This window comes from Pseudotabrizicola sp. (assembly GCF_030656345.1).
In the GTDB taxonomy this organism is placed as follows: Bacteria; Pseudomonadota; Alphaproteobacteria; order Rhodobacterales; family Rhodobacteraceae; genus Pseudotabrizicola.
Map to the genome: position 1 here is coordinate 135,603 of NZ_JAUSNR010000006.1, position 17,097 is coordinate 152,699.

The 17,097-nt window shown below is 64.8% G+C and carries 18 protein-coding genes and 3 tRNA genes; 9 read left to right on the forward strand and 12 right to left on the reverse strand.

The genetic code is table 11. From position 1 onward, the window contains the following. Window positions 1-203 precede the first annotated feature (203 nt). Genes Q7J44_RS02590 through surE form a run of 3 tightly spaced genes read right to left on the reverse strand, consistent with a single transcriptional unit; the run spans window position 204 to window position 2,891 of the window. Complete coding sequence (locus tag Q7J44_RS02590) at window positions 204-1,394, reverse strand: peptidoglycan DD-metalloendopeptidase family protein (protein ID WP_370692941.1); 1,191 nt, start codon at window positions 1,392-1,394, stop codon at window positions 204-206. A 52-nt stretch (window positions 1,395-1,446) separates the two neighbouring features. After that, window positions 1,447-2,106, reverse strand: a complete 660-nt coding sequence (locus Q7J44_RS02595) for a protein-L-isoaspartate(D-aspartate) O-methyltransferase (protein WP_304876891.1) — start codon at window positions 2,104-2,106, stop codon at window positions 1,447-1,449. Continuing rightward, entirely contained in the window at window positions 2,106-2,891 is a 786-nt protein-coding gene (gene surE / locus Q7J44_RS02600; RefSeq protein WP_304876706.1) for a 5'/3'-nucleotidase SurE, read from the reverse strand. The genes Q7J44_RS02595 and surE overlap by 1 nt, the downstream gene beginning before the upstream one ends. Window positions 2,892-3,012: 121 nt before the next feature. Here surE and Q7J44_RS02605 point away from each other — a divergent pair, with 121 nt between their 5' ends. The 5 genes from Q7J44_RS02605 (at window position 3,013) to Q7J44_RS02625 (ending at window position 6,567) form a co-directional block, all read left to right on the forward strand. Beyond that, window positions 3,013-4,164: an amidohydrolase gene (locus Q7J44_RS02605; protein ID WP_304876708.1), complete on the forward strand. Its 1,152-nt coding sequence runs from the start codon at window positions 3,013-3,015 to the stop codon at window positions 4,162-4,164. Between the two features lie 87 nt (window positions 4,165-4,251). Continuing rightward, window positions 4,252-5,190 (forward strand): pirin family protein, encoded by a 939-nt coding sequence (locus Q7J44_RS02610; protein WP_304876710.1) that lies wholly within the window; start codon window positions 4,252-4,254, stop codon window positions 5,188-5,190. A 109-nt stretch (window positions 5,191-5,299) separates the two neighbouring features. Beyond that, a tRNA-Asp gene (locus tag Q7J44_RS02615) sits at window positions 5,300-5,376 on the forward strand. Window positions 5,377-5,584: 208 nt separating this feature from the next. After that, a tRNA-Asp gene (locus tag Q7J44_RS02620) sits at window positions 5,585-5,661 on the forward strand. Between the two features lie 114 nt (window positions 5,662-5,775). Then, a complete protein-coding gene (locus tag Q7J44_RS02625; protein WP_304876712.1) occupies window positions 5,776-6,567 on the forward strand; it encodes a DUF3445 domain-containing protein in 792 nt (263 codons plus the stop codon). A gap of 88 nt (window positions 6,568-6,655) precedes the next feature. Here Q7J44_RS02625 and glnA read toward each other — a convergent pair whose 3' ends face one another. Both glnA and Q7J44_RS02635 read right to left on the reverse strand, forming a co-directional pair. Next, on the reverse strand, window positions 6,656-8,065 hold the full coding sequence (gene glnA, locus Q7J44_RS02630) for a type I glutamate--ammonia ligase (protein ID WP_304876714.1): 1,410 nt from the start codon (window positions 8,063-8,065) through the stop codon (window positions 6,656-6,658). Between the two features lie 67 nt (window positions 8,066-8,132). Next, entirely contained in the window at window positions 8,133-8,471 is a 339-nt protein-coding gene (locus Q7J44_RS02635; RefSeq protein WP_304876893.1) for a P-II family nitrogen regulator, read from the reverse strand. A 182-nt stretch (window positions 8,472-8,653) separates the two neighbouring features. Between Q7J44_RS02635 and Q7J44_RS02640 the strand changes: the two genes are divergently transcribed. Beyond that, on the forward strand, window positions 8,654-10,330 hold the full coding sequence (locus Q7J44_RS02640) for an NAD(P)H-hydrate epimerase (protein ID WP_304876716.1): 1,677 nt from the start codon (window positions 8,654-8,656) through the stop codon (window positions 10,328-10,330). Between the two features lie 50 nt (window positions 10,331-10,380). Here Q7J44_RS02640 and Q7J44_RS02645 read toward each other — a convergent pair whose 3' ends face one another. Beyond that, window positions 10,381-10,866, reverse strand: a complete 486-nt coding sequence (locus tag Q7J44_RS02645; protein WP_304876717.1) for a Hint domain-containing protein — start codon at window positions 10,864-10,866, stop codon at window positions 10,381-10,383. Between the two features lie 232 nt (window positions 10,867-11,098). Here Q7J44_RS02645 and Q7J44_RS02650 point away from each other — a divergent pair. From Q7J44_RS02650 to Q7J44_RS02660, 3 genes are all read left to right on the forward strand, one after another. Continuing rightward, window positions 11,099-11,183, forward strand: a tRNA-Leu gene (locus Q7J44_RS02650). Between the two features lie 166 nt (window positions 11,184-11,349). Then, a complete protein-coding gene (tig, locus tag Q7J44_RS02655) occupies window positions 11,350-12,684 on the forward strand; it encodes a trigger factor (RefSeq protein ID WP_304876719.1) in 1,335 nt (444 codons plus the stop codon). 71 nt (window positions 12,685-12,755) lie between these two features. Further along, window positions 12,756-13,502, forward strand: a complete 747-nt coding sequence (locus tag Q7J44_RS02660) for a hypothetical protein (RefSeq protein ID WP_304876721.1) — start codon at window positions 12,756-12,758, stop codon at window positions 13,500-13,502. A gap of 9 nt (window positions 13,503-13,511) precedes the next feature. Here Q7J44_RS02660 and Q7J44_RS02665 read toward each other — a convergent pair whose 3' ends face one another. The 6 genes from Q7J44_RS02665 to rpsF form a co-directional block, all read right to left on the reverse strand. After that, window positions 13,512-14,099 carry a CHAP domain-containing protein gene (locus Q7J44_RS02665; protein ID WP_304876723.1) on the reverse strand — a complete coding sequence of 196 codons (588 nt, stop codon included), beginning with the start codon at window positions 14,097-14,099 and terminating at the stop codon, window positions 13,512-13,514. A gap of 113 nt (window positions 14,100-14,212) precedes the next feature. Further along, window positions 14,213-15,160 carry a DMT family transporter gene (locus Q7J44_RS02670; protein ID WP_304876725.1) on the reverse strand — a complete coding sequence of 316 codons (948 nt, stop codon included), beginning with the start codon at window positions 15,158-15,160 and terminating at the stop codon, window positions 14,213-14,215. Window positions 15,161-15,243: 83 nt separating this feature from the next. Next, window positions 15,244-15,525 (reverse strand): hypothetical protein, encoded by a 282-nt coding sequence (locus Q7J44_RS02675; protein ID WP_304876727.1) that lies wholly within the window; start codon window positions 15,523-15,525, stop codon window positions 15,244-15,246. A gap of 144 nt (window positions 15,526-15,669) precedes the next feature. Continuing rightward, on the reverse strand, window positions 15,670-16,239 hold the full coding sequence (gene rplI / locus Q7J44_RS02680; protein ID WP_304876729.1) for a 50S ribosomal protein L9: 570 nt from the start codon (window positions 16,237-16,239) through the stop codon (window positions 15,670-15,672). Between the two features lie 12 nt (window positions 16,240-16,251). Further along, the gene (gene rpsR, locus Q7J44_RS02685; RefSeq protein ID WP_100198517.1) at window positions 16,252-16,479 is read right to left on the reverse strand and encodes a 30S ribosomal protein S18; all 228 of its coding nucleotides are present in this window, start codon (window positions 16,477-16,479) and stop codon (window positions 16,252-16,254) included. Window positions 16,480-16,508: 29 nt separating this feature from the next. Beyond that, entirely contained in the window at window positions 16,509-16,985 is a 477-nt protein-coding gene (gene rpsF / locus Q7J44_RS02690; RefSeq protein WP_304876731.1) for a 30S ribosomal protein S6, read from the reverse strand. Window positions 16,986-17,097: the final 112 nt, after the last annotated feature.

The following is a 17,097-nucleotide window of genomic DNA, read 5'->3' on the forward strand; positions in this document are numbered from 1 at the left end:
AATGAGCGCCTCCGGCGCAAGCTTTTTTGTCGCTGCGCGGGACGTACGCCCGCTTGCTCCGCTGCGGGGGCGCTGCCCCCGGCGGGCCGCAGGCCCGCGCCCCCGGGATATTTTTCAACAGATGAAAAGCAGCCCATTCTCCTGAATTTCATCTGTTCTTAAATATCCCCGCCGGAGGCATCCGACGGGGACCACAGGCGCATCTATTGCAGGAAAGCCACCGGATCGGTGCTGTCCACCCCGCGCCGCACTTCGAAATGCAGGAACGACGGTGTCCCGGCACGGACCTTGGCGATGTTCTGGCCCTGGCTGACGGTATCGCCCTTTTTCACGGTGATCGCATCCACCCCGGCATAGACCGTCAGCAGATTGTCGGCATGGCGCACCACGATGATCGGAGTTTGCGCGGTGTCGGTAGTGATCGCGGCCACTGTGCCAGCGGCGGCGGCCTTCACAGGGGTTCCAGCGGCGGCCGAGATGTCGATGCCATCATTGCGTCCCTTGGCATAGGGCCGGATGATCGACCCCTGCACCGGCATCAGCATCTTGGCCGAAGTGCTGCGCTGCGTGCCAAGCGCGGGCGAGGCGGGGGTGTCTTTGGGCTTGGCAGCCGCCGGGGCGGTCTGTTCGGCGGGCAGGGGCCGGGTGGCAGAGGGCGGTGTCGGCGTGGCCGAACCTGCCCCGGGCGCGGCGACAGCCTGCGTGGTGGCAGGTGGCGCTGCCGATGCGACCGGGATGATCAGATACTGGCCTTCGCGCACGTCCAGGTTCGGGCCCAGCCCGTTCCATTCCCCCAGCGCCTTGGCCGAGATGTTGTAGCTGCGCGCGATGGAAAACGCGGTCTCGCCGCGCCGGACCTGATGGCGTACCGGCTCGCCGCCGCTGCTGGGGCGGGTGGTGGCCGGTGGTGTGGGCGTGCCGACCCGGTCGAGCGCGGTGGTGGCGATGCTCGACACATCGACCGGCGAGGTGGCGGCCCCAAAGCCCCCGCTCTGAACCGGGCCCGCATCGGCGATGCGGCGGGGCAGGGCCACGACTTCACCGTCGCGCAGCAGGTCGGTCGGCATCACCGCGTTGTAGCGCGCCAGCTCATCCGCGCCGATGCCGACCCGTGCCGCGACGGACGCCACCGTATCGCCGCGCCGGGCCACCGCGACCTGATAGCCGGGGTAAGAGATCACGCCGCGCGCGTCGGGCGCAGGCCGCCGTTCGGTCGCACTCAGGGCGGCATCGGCGGTGGTCAGCACCCCGGGGCCGTTGCGCAGATCCCAGTCCAGCCCCTCCATCGGGTTGCCGCCGTTTGTGGGCATGCAGGCAGACAGGGCGGCAAGCGCGCTTCCTGCCCACAGAATACGCAGACGGGGGGCCGTCGGGGCCGGGAAAATGCGGGTCATGCTCTGCCTCATTTGCTTGTCGGACGGTGTTCCCCGCCCCTTGTTACGCCGCTTATTCTGCACCAAGACCTTCGATCAGCGGCACGAAACGCACCGGGCGCAGTTCTTCATAGTCATAGCCGCTGATGCCACGGGTGACCTTGATCAGACTTTGCACGGTATCGGACTGGCCGACCGGCAGCACCATGATACCCCCAACCTTGAGCTGCGCCAAGAGGGGGCCGGGCGGGTCTTCGGCGGCGGCGGTCACGATTATGCGGTCAAACGGGGCCTGATCGGGCAAACCATGGCTGCCATCGGCGGTAAAGGCGGTGATATTGATCAGCCCGAGGCTTTGGAACACGCCCTGCGCCTCACGCACCAGACGGCGGTGGCGGTCCACCGTATAGATCCGCCGCGCCAGATGCGCCAGAATCGCGGCCTGATAGCCCGATCCGGTGCCGATCTCCAGCACGGTATCGCGCGGCTGTACGTTCAGCGCCTGCGTCATCAGCCCCACCACCGAAGGCTGGCTGATGGTCTGGCCGCAGGCGATCGGCAGCGGCATGTCATCATAGGCGCGGTCGGCGAAATGGCCGCGCACGAACAGGCCACGGTCGACCCGTTCCATCGCGGTCAGCACGCGGGCGTCGGTCACGCCTCTTGATCGCAGTCCAAACAAAAAGCGCATCTTGCGTTCGGCGTCCGATTCTTCCGGGCCGCCGTGTCCCATCATGCCAGTTGCGCTTCCAGCCGCGCCAGCAGGTCATGCGCGGTCAGATCCGCGCGCATCGGCGTGACGGATATCCAGCCGTCAAGGTTCACTGCCGCATCGGTGCCGGGCAGGGTGGCGGTATGCTGCGGACCGCCCTTGATCCACAGATAGCGCCGCCCGGTGGGCGAGATCTGCGGCTCACACGAAAACGCGGTGTCGCGGCGAAAGCCGATGGCGGCGACCTTGGTGCCCTGCACCGATGCGGCCGCGCAGGGCGGGAAATTCACATTGTAGAACACGCGGAAATCATCCTGCGTCCAGATGCCCTTTTCCAGCAGCTTGCGCACGATCCCAGCCCCATGCACCACCGCCGCCTGAAACGGCGTGTCCAGATCTTCGGTGCCGCGCCCCATGTATTGCGACAGGGCAATCGCCGGAATGCCCTGCAACGCCGCCTCCATCGCCCCGCCGATGGTGCCGGAATAGAGCGTGTTTTCCGCTGCGTTGTTGCCCCGGTTCACCCCCGACAGCACCAGATCGGGCCTGGCCCCATCGAGCACATCGTAAATCGCCGCCAGCACGCAATCGGCCGGGCTGCCTTCGGCCGCATAGCGCCGGTCAGACAGTTTTGCGATCATCATCGGGTGCGAATAGCTGATGCAATGACCCACACCTGACTGCTCAAACGCCGGGGCGACGGTCCAGACCTCGCCCTCCGGCCCGGCAATCTCTTGCGCAATCGCACTCAGCACTGCCAGCCCAGGAGCGTTGATGCCGTCGTCATTTGTGATCAGAATGCGCATGAAAACCGTCCTTTCCCCCTGCTTAGACGGTCCATGCACAACCGGCAAGCACAAGAGCCTGCTTTGCTTGACTTCCCGCGCGCAGCACTGTCGGCTGGGCGCAAAAAGGAAAGGCCACGCCATGACGCTGACTGAACAGGACATCACCACCCTGATCCGGTTCCGCCACGATCTGCACCGCCACCCCGAGGTGTCGGGGGATGAGGTGCAGACCGCAGCGCGGGTGCAGGCCGCGCTTGCCGCCCTTGGGCCGGATGAGATGGTGACCGCTTTGGGCGGGCATGGGGTTGCTGCGGTGTTTCAGGGGGCCGCACCCGGCCCGACGGTGATGATCCGCGCCGAACTGGATGCGCTGCCGATCCGGCAGAACTCCGCCGCGGCGCATCGCTCGCTGGCGGAGGGCGTCGCGCATCTGTGCGGGCACGATGGGCATATGGCGATTCTGCTGGGGGTGGCACAGGGGCTGGCGCAGCAAAGGCCCGCCACGGGCCGCGCCGTGCTGATGTTCCAACCGGCGGAGGAGGACGGCTCGGGCGCCGCTGCCGTTCTGGCAGACCCTGCCTTTGCCCCCCTGCGGCCCGACTGGGCATTCGCGCTGCACAATATGCCGGGTCTGCCGCTGGGGCAGGCGCGGGTGTCGGCGGGGCCCGCCAACTGCGCCTCTTGCGGGTTGCGCCTGCACCTTGCGGGCCGCACCGCCCATGCCGCCACGCCCGATACCGGGCTTTCCCCCGCGCCTGCGCTGTATGACCTGATCCCCGCGCTGGTGGCGCTTGGTCCGGGCGGCGCGCTTGCCTCCGGTTTCCGGCTGGTCACGCTGACCCACGCAAGGCTTGGTGCGCCCACCTTCGGCATCGCCCCCGGAGAGGGCGAGCTGTGGGTCACCCTGCGCAGCCTTGATGATGCCGATATGACCGACCTGAAAGCGCAGGCGCAGGATCTGGCCGAGCGGTTGGCGGCGCAGCACGGGTTGCAGCTTGACCTGTCCTGGCACGATGATTTCGCCGCCTGCCACAACGACCCGCAGGCGGTGGCGCAGATAGAGGCTGCGCTGACCGCTGCCGCCATCCCCTTCGGCCCCACCGAAGGCCCGATGCGCGCGTCCGAGGACTTTGGCCGTTTTGCCGGCAGCGGTGCGCGCACCGCGATGTTTCTGCTGGGGTCGGGGCCGGACTGCGCGGCGCTGCACGATCCCGGCTATGATTTTCCCGACACGCTGATCGCGCCGGGCATTTCTGCATTTTCGACCATTCTGCGGCGCATTCTGGGGTAAGCGGTGCAAATCCGCACAATTTCCGCGCGACGATAGACGATGACGCAAGGCCATATCGGTTCTACTTTAAGCACAAAGGAGAACACCATGAGCTGGAACCCCGTGCTTGACCCGTCCATCCCGATCGGCGACGCCGTGGATGCGATTGAAACCGTGATTGTCCCGCGCGCCCGTGATCTGGGCGGGTTCGAGGTACGCCGCGCGCTGCCCTCGGCCCAGCGGCAGATGGTGGGGCCGTTCATCTTTTTCGATCAGATGGGCCCGGCAGAATTCCTGACCGGCAAGGGCATCGACGTGCGCCCGCATCCGCATATCGGCCTTGGCACCGTCACCTATCTGCTGCGCGGCAAGATGCACCACCGTGACAGCCTTGGCACCGATCTGTGGATCGAGCCGGGGGCGGTGAACTGGATGCTGGCGGGGCAGGGGATCACCCATTCCGAACGGCAGGATGGCGCGATCCGCGATACCCCGCATGATCTGTTCGGTCTGCAGACCTGGCTCGCGCTGCCAAAGGCGATGGAGGATGATCCGGCGGCCTTTGTCCATGCGGGCAAGTCCGAACTGCCGGTGCTGGAAGGTGAGGGCAAGCAGCTGCGGCTGATCCTCGGCGCGGCCTACGGCGCGCAGGCCCCGGTCCCGACGGGGATAGAGGTGTTCTATGCCGATGCCGACCTGGCCCCCGGGGCGGCGATTCCGCTGCCCGATGATCATGAGGATCGCGGCGTCTATATCCTGTCGGGTGAGGTATCGGTGGGCGGGCAAAGCTTTGACACCGGGCGCATGCTGGTGTTTCGCCCCGGCGACAAGGTCTCGGTCAGGGCCGGGGACCGCGGCGCGCGGGTGATGCTGCTGGGCGGGGCCACGATGGACGGACCGCGGCATATCTGGTGGAACTTCGTGGCCTCGTCCAAGGACCGCATTGACGCCGCAAAGGAAGCCTGGCGCGCGGGGGATTGGGCGCATGGCCGCTTCCGGCTGCCGCCTGCGGATAACGGGGAATTCATCCCGGCCCCTGACCATTGAGGGGGGCGAAAAAAGCGTGACTTTCGCTCCGGTCCCGCTTGACGCCCCCTGCGCATGCCCCTAAAAGCCCCTCTACGGCGCGCGGGAAACCACGGGTCGGACGGAATGTGCGGTTGTAGCTCAGTTGGTTAGAGTACCGGCCTGTCACGCCGGGGGTCGCGGGTTCGAGCCCCGTCAACCGCGCCATTCCCGCCTTGAAAAGGCCCCTGCGACAGCAGGGGCCTTTTGGGTTTCAGGAGGGTGCTTCCCCCTGTGCCGCAGCTTTTCCAATGAATGAAATCAACGGCTTGGCATTTCTGAATGAGGGATTTGTCAAGAGTTTGACCCCGGCCCGCCCCCGCCCCACATTCGGGCTTGACGCCCCCTGCCTGCGGCTATATCAGCCTCCCATCGCGCGGTTGTAGCTCAGTTGGTTAGAGTACCGGCCTGTCACGCCGGGGGTCGCGGGTTCGAGCCCCGTCAACCGCGCCACTTTCTTTTTCTTTTGTGTTGGATAACGTCTGTACCTGATGGGTGCGGGCGTTTTTTCTGTGACGTGGGGGCGGCGGGTGATCTGTCATTTCGGATGGGAAGCAAGGGCCGGGAATGCGTGAGGTTTTGCAATCTTCCCTGCCCTTTGCGCCTTGGGCCGATGCGCGGACGCGGCGGTTGCCGGGGATTTTGCCGCTGGATATGGCCGATTGGCTGCGGGTGGATGACGCTTTTGCCGGGCAGATGGCGTCGCGCGATGCGCTGATCGCAGAGCGGCAGGCCGAGGTGGTGGGGCAGGTGAGCCTTGCCGCGCAGGCCATTGAAGAGCTGTATGAATTTGTGCTGAAACGCCTGCCTGCGGGGTTTGAGCCTGTGGGTAATGCAGTTCTGCGCCCGGATGGGGTGACCGTGGCGCTGGACCCCGCACGCCCGTTGCAGACCTTGGGGCGGCTGGTGCAGGAAGACCTGTGCCTGATGCAGCCGGATGGCGCGGGGCAGCATATGTTGTCAGCGGCGATCTTGTGCTTTCCAGCGGGCTGGATGCTTGCCGAAAAGCTGGGGCGGCCGTTGCTGCGGATGCATCAGCCGGTGCCCAGCTATACCGGGGATATGGCCCGGCGGGTGCAGCGGTTGATGGATGCGGTGCGGGTCGACGCGCCGCTGTGGCGCGCCAATGCGCATCATTCCCGCGCGCCGCTGTTCAACCCGCTACGCGAGGATGCCCCGAAAGACACCGCCCAGCAGGGCGCGATGCCCTATATCCGGTCGGAACGGCAATGCCTGATCCGGCTGCCGGTCAGCCGGGCGGTGCTGTTTTCGATCCACACCTATGTGGTGCGGCTGGAAGATCTGACGGCAGAGCAGGCGGCGGCCCTGGCAGAGCATCCCATTCACCGGGTGCTTTGAGACGTTGCATCAGCTTTGTTTGACAAGCGTTTGATCTGAATGAAAAAAGCCGCCCCGAGGGGCGACCTTTCCAGTCAGTCTGATCCGATCAGCAGGAGTAGTACATCGCGTATTCAATCGGGTGCGGCGTATGCTCGTAGGCATAGACCTCTTCCCATTTCAGCGCCATGTATCCTTCCAGCTGGTCGCGGGTGAACACGTCACCGACGATCAGGAAGTCCATGTCTTTTTCCAGCTCTTCCAGCGCCTCGCGCAAGCTGCCGCAGACCGTCGGGATCGCGGCCAGTTCTTCGGGCGGCAGATCGTACAGGTCTTTGTCGGACGCCGGGCCCGGATCGATCTTGTTGTTGATGCCGTCAAGACCGGCCATCAGCAGAGCGGCAAACGCCAGATAGGGGTTGGCTGCCGGATCGGGGAAGCGGGCCTCAACCCGTTTGGCTTTCGGCGATTCCGTCCACGGAATACGGACGCAGCCCGAGCGGTTGCGGGCCGAATACGCGCGCAGAACCGGCGCTTCAAAGCCCGGGATCAGGCGCTTGTAGCTGTTGGTGGCCGGGTTGGTCAGGGCGTTGAGCGCCTTGGCGTGTTTCAGGATACCGCCGATGAAATACAGCGCCTCCTGGCTCAGGTCGGCGTATTTGTCGCCTGCAAACAGGGGCTTGCCATCTTTCCAGATCGACATGTTCACGTGCATGCCCGAGCCGTTGTCACCCTTCATCGGTTTTGGCATGAAGGTCACGGTCTTGCCGTAAGCCGCCGCCACGTTGTGGATGACGTATTTGTATTTCTGGATGTTGTCAGCCTGCTCGGTCAGACCGCCAAAGATCATCCCCAGCTCGTGCTGGCAGGTTGCAACCTCGTGGTGGTGCTTGTCGACCTTGATGCCCATGCGCTTCATGGTGGACAGCATTTCGCCACGGATGTCCTGCGCCTCATCCACCGGGTTCACCGGGAAATAGCCGCCCTTATGGGCTGCGCGGTGGGCGAGGTTGCCGCCTTCCATTTCGGTGTCGGTGTTCCAGGCTGCGGCTTCGGCGTCGATCTGGAACGACACTTTTTGCGGCGACACGGAATAGCGCACATCGTCGAACAGGAAGAATTCAGCCTCTGGCCCACAATAGAACGTGTCGCCGATACCGGAGGATTTCAGGTAGGCTTCGGCCTTCAGAGCGGTGCCGCGCGGGTCGCGGGAATAGGGCTCGCCGGTATCGGGTTCGACCACGGTGCAATGCACGCACATGGTTTTTTCCGCGTAGAACGGGTCGATATAGACCGAGGTCGCATCGGGGATCAGTTTCATGTCGGACTGGTCGATGGATTTCCAGCCGGCGATGGAGGACCCGTCGAACATGAAGCCTTCTTCAAAGAAGTCTTCGTCCACCAGATCGTTCACCAGCGTCACGTGCTGGAGCTTGCCTTTGACGTCGGTGAAGCGGATGTCGACATATTCGACCTCTTCATCCTTCATCAGTTTCAGAGCTTTCTGAATAGCGCTCATCATGCTGCCTTTCGGTTTTTGGGTGTTACAGTGCAGGCCGGGTGGGCCTGATGTTCAGAAAATGGCGTCAAACCGCGTCGTCGCCGGTTTCGCCGGTGCGGATGCGGATCGCCTGTTCGATGGAGCTGACGAAAATCTTGCCGTCGCCGATCTTGTCGGTGCGGGCGGCGGCGATGATGGCGGCCACGGCCTGATCGACCATGTCATCGGTCAGGATCACCTCGATCTTCACCTTGGGCAGGAAATCCACCACGTATTCGGCACCGCGATACAGCTCTGTATGGCCCTTCTGGCGGCCGAAGCCTTTGACTTCGGTGACGGAAAGGCCCTGAATGCCCGCCTCTTGCAAGGCTTCCTTGACCTCATCGAGCTTGAAAGGCTTGATGATCGCCTCGATCTTCTTCATGGCCGACTCCCCCGCGTCTTCGTCGCACTTCGTGTTCATGACTGACTGACCATTTCCTGCGGGCGGGGACAATTGACTAAGGTTTAAGCGATGTGGGGAAGCGGTGGATTCTCTGGGCTGTGATTAATTTTTGTGCGTTAAGGGTTAATAATGGGCAGTTTGAGAACGGTTTGGGCGGGGATATGGTGGAACTTCTGACATCTGCACAAATGCGCGCCGTTGAAGCGGCGGCGATTGCATCGGGCGCGGTCGCCGGGCTGGAGCTGATGGAGCGCGCGGGGGCAGGCGTGGTGGCGGCGGTGATGGCGGAATGGCCGGAGCTGGTGCAGGGGGCCAGCCCCGGGGCGCTGCCCCGGACCCCGGAGTATTTTAATCAAGATGAAGGCAGGCAGCGCAGGGCCGTGGTGCTGTGCGGGCCGGGGAACAATGGCGGCGACGGGTTTGTGGTGGCGCGGCTGTTGGTGGAATTGGGCTGGGCGGTGGAGGTGTATTTTCATGGTGAGGCTGCGCGGCTGCCGCCGGATGCGCGGGTGAATTGCGAGCGCTGGTGCGGGATGGGGGAGGTCGTGGCGCTGACGATGGCACAGATTGCGCGGCGGGCGGGGCCGGTCGATCTGGTGGTGGATGCGGTGTTCGGCACCGGGTTGACCCGCCCGGTGGAGGGGGAGTTGGCGCAGGTTCTGGCTACGGTCTGGCCGGGCGTGGCGCGCGTGGTGGCGGTCGATGTGCCGACGGGGCTTTGTGCCGACAGTGGCCGGGTGATCGGGGTGCCGTCAGCGGCTGTGCGGGCGGATCTGACGGTGAGTTTTCACCGGGCGAAGGTCGGGCATTACCTTGCGGACGGGCCGGGGCTGGCGGGCAGGCTGGTGGTTGCGGATATCGGGCTGGGCGGGCGCGGGGACTCTTGTTCGGTCGGGCTGGTGGGCTGTGACCCTGCGGCTTTGCGCAAAGGGGGTGGGCATAAGTATGCCTATGGCCATGCGCTGGTGCTGTCGGGTCAGGCGGGCCATGGCGGCGCAGGGCGGCTGGCGGCGCGGGGCGCGTTGCGGATCGGGGCGGGGGTGGTGACGGTTGCCTGCCCGCCGGGTGCGGTGGCCGAACATGCGGCACGGCTGGAGGCTGTGATGCTGCGGGAGGTGGCGGATGCGGCGACACTGGCGGCGGTGCTGGAGGATGGGCGGATCAGCAGCTTGTGTCTGGGGCCGGGGATGGGGTTGGATGCGCGGGCGGCGGGGTTGGTTGGGGTGGCTTTGGCGGGTGGCGCAGCGTGGCGGGGAGACCCCCGCCCCACGGAGGGGCCGGCAAGCGCGGGCGAGGGCAAGGAGGTAGGGCGGGGGTCTCCCCGCCGTAAGCTGGTTTTGGATGCAGATGCGCTGACCTTGATTGCGCGCGATCCGGCATTGTTTGCGGCGCTGCATGAGAACTGTGTGCTGACGCCGCATGCGGGCGAATTTGCGCGGTTGTTTCCGGATATTGCGGCAAAGTTGGCCGCGTCTGCCAGCAAAGGCCCTGCCTGCTCCAAGGTCGACGCGACGCGCGAGGCGGCAAAGCGGGCGGGCTGCACGGTGTTGTTCAAGGGGCCGGACACGGTGATTGCGGACCCCGACGGGCGCTGTGCCATCAGTGCGGCGGTCTATGATCGCGCCGCACCCTGGCTGGCGACGGCCGGGGCGGGGGATGTGCTGGCGGGGTTTATCTGTGGGCTGCTGGCGCGGGGCTTCGCGCCGTTTGAGGCGGCCTGCACCGGGGCCTGGCTGCATGTGGAGTGTGCGCGCAGCTTTGGGCCGGGGCTGATTGCCGAAGATCTGCCGGAGGAATTGCCGAAGGTGCTGCGGGCTTTGGGCGTGCAGGCCGCATGACAAAGGCCGCCAAACGGCGGCCTGTCATCCGGTTCATCTAAAAGCGCAGGTCAGGTGCCGGGGATGGCGGCGTCGCAGCACAGTTCCAGTCCGGCGGCAAAGATGACCTGTGGATCAGCAAAGCGCAGGGTAACCAGCCGGGCCTCGGCCACGGTCTCGGCGCGGATATAGTCGCCGTCGACCAGCCGGTCGGCGCGCATGACGGCCTGATCCACCCCGGTCAGCGCGCGTGCACGCCAGTCGCGGATCAACATGGGCTGGCGGGGGGCGACGATCACATCGGCCTCGGGCCGGTCTTTGCCCAGCACCCCGGCGGAAATGCGGATGACCTGCGCCTGCTGGATGACGGCGATTTCAACCCCCGTGACCGTGCGGGCACCGGCGCGGGTGATCACCCGGTCACCGGGGGCGATGAATTCCACCGGTAGGGCACCGGACAGGGTCAGGACAACCGTGCCAGCCGCGATGCCACACACCGGCATCTCGGTGCTGGCGTCAACCGTGCCTGCGCTTGGGCCAAGGGATAGCTCTGCCATCATGATCTCCGCTGCCAACATGTCACTGCCTCATGTTTTTTTGTCTCTGAATATGGCAAGATCAGGGCGGCGGCGAGGCAATCGGACGTGCGGCGTTAACAATTGTTAACTTCCGTGGCCGGAATGATGCGCTTTGGCGGCACAACCGGGCCATGTGGCGCGCTTTTGCCCTCGCCACCCGGACCACGCTTTGCTAGAAGGCACGCGCGCAGCAGGGGGTCCTGCTGCCGATGCGGGTGTGGCGAAATTGGCAGACGCACCAGATTTAGGTTCTGGCGCCGCAAGGCGTGGGGGTTCAAGTCCCTCCACCCGCACCATCGCCCCTGTTTGCCAGCCCTGCAGATCAGGCGGATTTTACCCGGAATGCCGAAGATTCGGGCGCTGAGCCGCCATTCGGGCTTGCAAGCAGCCGCCCGGATTAATATGGGAGGCGGGAAAGTTTGACTGCCGCCCTTCTGGCGGCCCAACCGATATGGGGAAAATATGCAAGTCACCGAGACCCTGAACGAAGGGCTGAAGCGCGGCTATACGATCACCGTGACCGCTGCCGAACTGGAAGCCAAGGTTCAGGAAAAACTGGTCGAGGCGCAGCCCGAGATCGAGATGAAGGGTTTCCGCAAAGGCAAGGTGCCGATGGCGATCCTGCGCAAGCAGTTTGGCCCACGCCTGATGGGCGACGCGATGCAGGACGCCATTGACGGCGCGATGAAGGGCCACTTTGAGGCGACCGGCGACCGTCCGGCGCTGCAGCCTGACGTCAAGATGCAGGGCGGCGACGAATGGGCCGAGGGTAAGGATGTTGTGGTCGAGATGACCTATGACTGCCTGCCGCCGATCCCGGAACTGGATGCGACCAAGATCACGCTGGACCGTCTGGTGGTGAAGGCCGATGACGCGTCAGTTGATGAGGCGCTGAAGAACCTGGCCGCGACCGCGCAGTCGTTTGACGACCGCAAGAAGGGCGCGAAAGCCAAGGACGGCGACCAGATCACCATCGACTTCAAAGGCTCGGTCGACGGCGACTATTTTGAAGGCGGCACGGCAGAGGATTATCCGCTGGTGCTGGGTTCGAACTCCTTCATCCCGGGGTTTGAGGCGCAGCTGGTCGGTGCCAAGGTCGGGGACGAGCTGAAGGTCGACGTGACCTTCCCGGCCGAATACGGTGCGGCCCATCTGGCAGGCAAGGCTGCGGTGTTTGAATGCACCGTGAAAGCTGTCAAAGAGCCGAAAGCCGCCGAGCTGGATGACGAACTGGCCAAGAAATACGGGGCCGAGGATCTGGACGGTCTGAAAACGCAGATCGCCGAGCGTCTGGGCGTGGAATATCAGGGCGCAAGCCGGGCCATCCTGAAGCGGTCTTTGCTGGATCAGCTGGACGGGCTGGTCAAGTTCGACCTGCCGGCGGCGCTGGTTGAGGCGGAAGCCAACCAGATCGCGCATCAGCTGTGGCATGAAGAGCACCCCGAAGAGCAGGGCCACAACCACGACACCATCGAGCCGACCGACGAGCACAAATCGCTGGCCGAGCGCCGGGTGCGTCTGGGCCTGTTGCTGGCCGAAATCGGTCGCAAGGCCGAGATCACCGTGACCGACGCCGAGATGACGCAAGCCGTGCTGAACGCCGCCCGCCAGTACCCCGGGCAGGAGCGCCAGTTCTTCGAATTCGTGCAGAAGAACCCGCAGATGCAACAGCAACTGCGCGCGCCTTTGTTCGAGGACAAGGTTGTCGACCACATCGTGGCGCAGGCAACTGTGACCGACAAGGACGTCAGCAAGGACGATCTGCAAAAGGCGATCGACGCGCTGGACGAGATCTGAGACGTATTTGTGGCGAAACATCGGGGCCGCGCCGGAAGGTGCGGCCCTTTTGCATCTCAAAGGGGATGACGATGCCGAACTTTCTGCCCGATCTGCCCGAGACCCTCATTCACGAGGCGCTGTCGCGTGCGCCCGGCAATGAGCTGCGGTCCGGCAAGTTTGACGGGGCGGAATCGTCCTCCGCGCTGATCGCCAATGCCTTTGGCTGGTTTCTGGAACGTCCCGGCACCTTGCCGCCCTTGCCCGGCGTGCCTGCGGGCGCGGTCGAGGCGGTGGATCTGGCGGCAGAGATGCGCTTTCCCTGGTCAGGCGGGCGGCATCCGTGGCTGGATGTGGCCATCGTGACCCATACCACGCTGGTGGGGGTGGCGGCGCGGCGGTATGAGCCGTTCCGCCCCGCCAAGCAGACCGGCTTTGCCGATGTCTATGACCGGCCGGTCTGGGGGCCGAACATGGCGCGCTATACGGCACTGGCGTTGCAGCTGATTGAGGGCACGGCGGACTATCGCAGCCTGAACGCGGCGCAGCTGGTCAAGGATGCGTATGGCATCCGCACGCGGGCGTCCAAGCGGGCCTTGGGGGCGGTGCTGGTGTATCTCTATGCCGAACCGGCGGCGTGGGCTTCGGGCAAGCCGGTGGATGCGGCTGCCAAGGCGCGGCACCGGGCCGAGATTGCGCGCTTTGGTGCGGCGGTCGCGGGGGATGATGTGGTGTTCGTGCCGCTGCGCTGGGGCGATTTGCTCAGGCAATGGGCGCAGGTGCCGGCGCTGAGCGCGCATGTGGCGGCGCTGCGCGCGCGGTTCGGCGATCTGGGCTGAGGCTGGCGGTCAGCTTTTGCTGACACCGGCCGCAACCGGCTGCGGGCCGATCTTGCGCGGGTAGACAAAGCCGTGCACCGGGCGGGCATCGCCCAGCACGCCGGGCGTGCCTTCGACCTGAATCCGTGACCAGTCATTGTTGGCTGACACATCATAGACCGGCATCTTCAGCGAGACCTTGTTGCGCGTCCAGTTGGCGTGGTCGATCAGCACCTCGCGGTCGGACACGACCTCGGACACCACGGCGACATGGCCCAGACGGCTGCTGGAATGCGGGGCGAAGACCATGACGGCCCCGGCTTCCGGCTCATTCCCGCGCGAATAGACACCCTTTGCGGCGGTCCACCAGGTGCCGGCATTGCCTGTCAGCTCAACACCTGACGCGGTGCGGGCAAAGGGCACGCACCAGACGCGGGCCCCCTTGGCCTGCTTTTCCCTGACCTCGGCAATGGCTTTGGCCTGCAGTTCCGGGTTCAGCGTGGCGGGGGCAGAGGCCCCCATCGACGACTTGGTAATGGCGTCGCCGCAAGCGGTCAGCAGCACAAGGCTGGCACAAAGGAACGTGGTACGGGCAAAGCCGTGCATAAGCCGTGTCATCGTCACTGTGAACCATCCCCAAGGTGCGTTGCCCGGAGTTGTAACGCATGTTTCAGCGGGTGAAAGACCCTGTGATCGGCGGTGGCGAAAACCCGCCGGTGGGCGGCGGGGGTTCAGATTTTATGGGAACTGTGTCGCGTAACCCGTTCGCGCCACAGCACAAACAGCCCCGCCGCCACGATGATGGCAATGCCGGTCCAGGCCAAGGCATCGGGCCATTCGGCAAAGAAGGCCCAGCCCCAGAGGATTCCCCACAGCATGGCGCTGTATTCGAACGGGGTGACGGCATTGGCATCGGCGATGCGGTAGGCCTGCGTCAGCAGCGTCAGCCCAAGGGCGGCGATCACCCCGCAGCCCGCCATCAGCGTCGCATCCAGCGGGGTGGGCCAGACCCAGGCGCGCATCAGGAACGCCAGCGACGGGTGCAGATCGGGCGCGGTGGTGCCGCCAAACCCAAGCGCCATGGCGGTTGCGATCACCAGAAACACCAGATTGCCCCAGAACGCCATCGCAGGCGCACTTTCGGTCTGCCCCAGCTTGCGGGCGAAGATCATCGACAACCCGTAGCACAGGCCCGACAGCACCGGCAGCAAAGCCGCAATCTCGAACACCCCCGCGCCGGGGCGCAGGATGATCAGCACGCCGCCAAAACCGGCCAGCACTGCCGACAGGCGCCGCCAGCCGACGGTTTCGCCCAGCATCGGCACCGACAGCAGGGTGATGAACAGCGGGGCCGAGAAATACAGCGCCACCGCACTGGCCAGCGGCAGGGCGGGCAGCGCAAGGTAATAGGCGGCATAGGCCACAAACATCACCAGCCCGCGCCCGATCATCGCGCGGGTGCCCGGGGTGAACAGCGTGCGCACCCCCCCGTCAAAAGCGGCGAGCAGCAGCAGCAGCGGCAAGGCGGTCAGACTGCGGAACACCATGGCCTGCGACAGCGGATAGCTGCCCGACAACAGCTTGAGGATCAGATCCTGCACCGAAAACAGCCCCAGACCGGCGCAAAGGCACAGGATGCCAAGGCTGGAGTCGTGGCGCGGGCTGGGAAGGGCTGTCATCTTGCGGGCCTGATCTGGTCTGCGCAGACCTGAGCACAGGGTGGCCGCGCGCGCGCCCCCGGCACCGACATGGCGGTGTCGGATTAGTCGGCTGCGGGCGGCTTGATGAAGCGGGCCCCCTTGGGCCGGTTTTGTGGCGCAAGGCTGATGCGGGGGGCGATGGGGGCGGCGGATGTGTCCGCCTCGTCCGGCACGGTGGCCAGTGTCTGTTCCAGCTGGCGGGTGGCCGGGCCATCGGGGATGGGCTGCAGGCTGTCTGTGCCGGTGGCCATGGCAAGGTTGCGGCCAGAGACGTGCTGCTGCACGCCCAGAAACACCGCCGTGCAGATCAGGCACAGGCCGAGGAGGAGCAGAATCTTGGGCATGGCGGGTTCCGTCTGCTGGGGACCGCATTTTGTGGCGCGGCAATGTGGCAGCGGTTTGGCGGCAGGGCGACATCCACGAAAAAAGCCGCGCAGACGGATCTGCGCGGCCTGTGGTCCGGCGGGCCGGACCTGATTTGGAAAGCCTCAGTCTTCCTGAGCAGCGCCGCCCAGATCGTCGAACAGTTCGGCGATCTCGAAATCGGCAGCGGCTTCGGCTTCGGCAGCCAGATCCTGGATCGACTTGCCCGAGGCCTGCAGTTCGGCTTCTTCTGCCGAGCGGGCCACATTCATGTTGATCCGCACCGAGACTTCGGGGTGCAGAACCACCGAAACCGAGTGGATGCCAAGGTCTTTGATCGGCTTGTCCAGCACGACCTGACCACGTTCGACGGTAAAGCCGCCGGCCGTTGCCACTTCGGCGGCGTCACGGGTGGTGACGGAACCGTAAAGCGCGCCCGAATCGGATGCCGAACGGATGATGATGAAGGTCTGACCGTCGAGCGATGCTGCGACGGATTCGGCCTCTTTCTTGGTTTCAAGGTTCTGCGCTTCCAGCTGGGCCTTTTTGGCCTCGAAGGATTTGATGTTGCCATCATTGGCGCGCAGCGCCTTGCCCTGCGGCAGCAGGAAGTTGCGGGCGTAGCCGTCCTTGACGTTGACGACTTCACCCATCTGGCCCAGCTTGGCCACGCGCTGAAGAAGGATCACTTGCATGTCTGGTGCTCCTTATTTCACAGCATAGGGCAGCAGGGCGAGGAAGCGGGCGCGCTTGATCGCACGGGCCAGCTCACGCTGCTTGATGGCCGAAACGGCGGTGATGCGCGATGGCACGATCTTGCCGCGTTCCGAGATGTAGCGCTGCAGCAGACGGGTGTCTTTGTAGTCGATCGCCGGTGCATTGTCGCCCGAGAAGGGGCAAACCTTGCGGCGGCGGAAAAATGGTTTGTTCGCCATGGTTTATGGTCCTTTCCTGAGACTGGGGATCAACGACGCGGGCCGCGGTCTGCGCCGCGGTCGCCACCGAAGCCACCGCTGCGCTCACCGCCGCGGTCGCCACCGAAACCACCCCGGTCAGGACGGTCGCCGCCACCGAAGGCCGGACGGTCGCGGCGTTCGCCACGGTCGCCGTCACGGTCATCACGCTTTTGCATCTGCACCGACGGGCCTTCGCCGTGCGCATCGACCTTGATGGTCAGCACGCGCATCACGTCATCATGCAGGCGCATCAGCCGTTCCATTTCCTGCACGGCGGCCGGGGGCGCATCCGATTTCAGAAAGGCGTAATGGCCCTTGCGGTTCTTGTTGATCTTGTAGGCCATCGTCTTGACGCCCCAGTATTCCGATTCAACGACTTTGCCGCCATTGTCGGAAAGAACTGCGGTGAAATGTTCGACAAGGCCTTCAGCCTGCGTGTTGGAAAGATCCTGACGCGCAATAAAGACATGCTCATACAGTGGCATGTATCGTCCTTTTCGTCTCGGGCGGCTTCAAAGACCATCGGCATTTGGCCTTTCCGCGGCCGGGTCACGAGAGGCATCGCCATTTAAAGGGATGCGGAAAGGATGGTGCGTT

Coding starts and splice junctions, on each gene's coding strand:
- surE (WP_304876706.1), bottom strand. CDS start 2,891: ATGCGCATTCTGATCACAAATGACGACGGCATCAACGCTCCTGGGCTG.
- tig (WP_304876719.1), top strand. CDS start 11,350: ATGCAAGTCACCGAGACCCTGAACGAAGGGCTGAAGCGCGGCTATACG.
- Q7J44_RS02670 (WP_304876725.1), bottom strand. CDS start 15,160: ATGACAGCCCTTCCCAGCCCGCGCCACGACTCCAGCCTTGGCATCCTG.
- rplI (WP_304876729.1), bottom strand. CDS start 16,239: ATGCAAGTGATCCTTCTTCAGCGCGTGGCCAAGCTGGGCCAGATGGGT.
- glnA (WP_304876714.1), bottom strand. CDS start 8,065: ATGAGCGCTATTCAGAAAGCTCTGAAACTGATGAAGGATGAAGAGGTC.
- Q7J44_RS02645 (WP_304876717.1), bottom strand. CDS start 10,866: ATGGCAGAGCTATCCCTTGGCCCAAGCGCAGGCACGGTTGACGCCAGC.
- Q7J44_RS02635 (WP_304876893.1), bottom strand. CDS start 8,471: ATGAAGAAGATCGAGGCGATCATCAAGCCTTTCAAGCTCGATGAGGTC.
- Q7J44_RS02610 (WP_304876710.1), top strand. CDS start 4,252: ATGAGCTGGAACCCCGTGCTTGACCCGTCCATCCCGATCGGCGACGCC.
- Q7J44_RS02605 (WP_304876708.1), top strand. CDS start 3,013: ATGACGCTGACTGAACAGGACATCACCACCCTGATCCGGTTCCGCCAC.
- Q7J44_RS02640 (WP_304876716.1), top strand. CDS start 8,654: ATGGTGGAACTTCTGACATCTGCACAAATGCGCGCCGTTGAAGCGGCG.
- Q7J44_RS02625 (WP_304876712.1), top strand. CDS start 5,776: ATGCGTGAGGTTTTGCAATCTTCCCTGCCCTTTGCGCCTTGGGCCGAT.
- Q7J44_RS02590 (WP_370692941.1), bottom strand. CDS start 1,394: ATGACCCGCATTTTCCCGGCCCCGACGGCCCCCCGTCTGCGTATTCTG.
- rpsR (WP_100198517.1), bottom strand. CDS start 16,479: ATGGCGAACAAACCATTTTTCCGCCGCCGCAAGGTTTGCCCCTTCTCG.
- Q7J44_RS02595 (WP_304876891.1), bottom strand. CDS start 2,106: ATGGGACACGGCGGCCCGGAAGAATCGGACGCCGAACGCAAGATGCGC.
- Q7J44_RS02665 (WP_304876723.1), bottom strand. CDS start 14,099: ATGACACGGCTTATGCACGGCTTTGCCCGTACCACGTTCCTTTGTGCC.
- Q7J44_RS02660 (WP_304876721.1), top strand. CDS start 12,756: ATGCCGAACTTTCTGCCCGATCTGCCCGAGACCCTCATTCACGAGGCG.
- rpsF (WP_304876731.1), bottom strand. CDS start 16,985: ATGCCACTGTATGAGCATGTCTTTATTGCGCGTCAGGATCTTTCCAAC.
- Q7J44_RS02675 (WP_304876727.1), bottom strand. CDS start 15,525: ATGCCCAAGATTCTGCTCCTCCTCGGCCTGTGCCTGATCTGCACGGCG.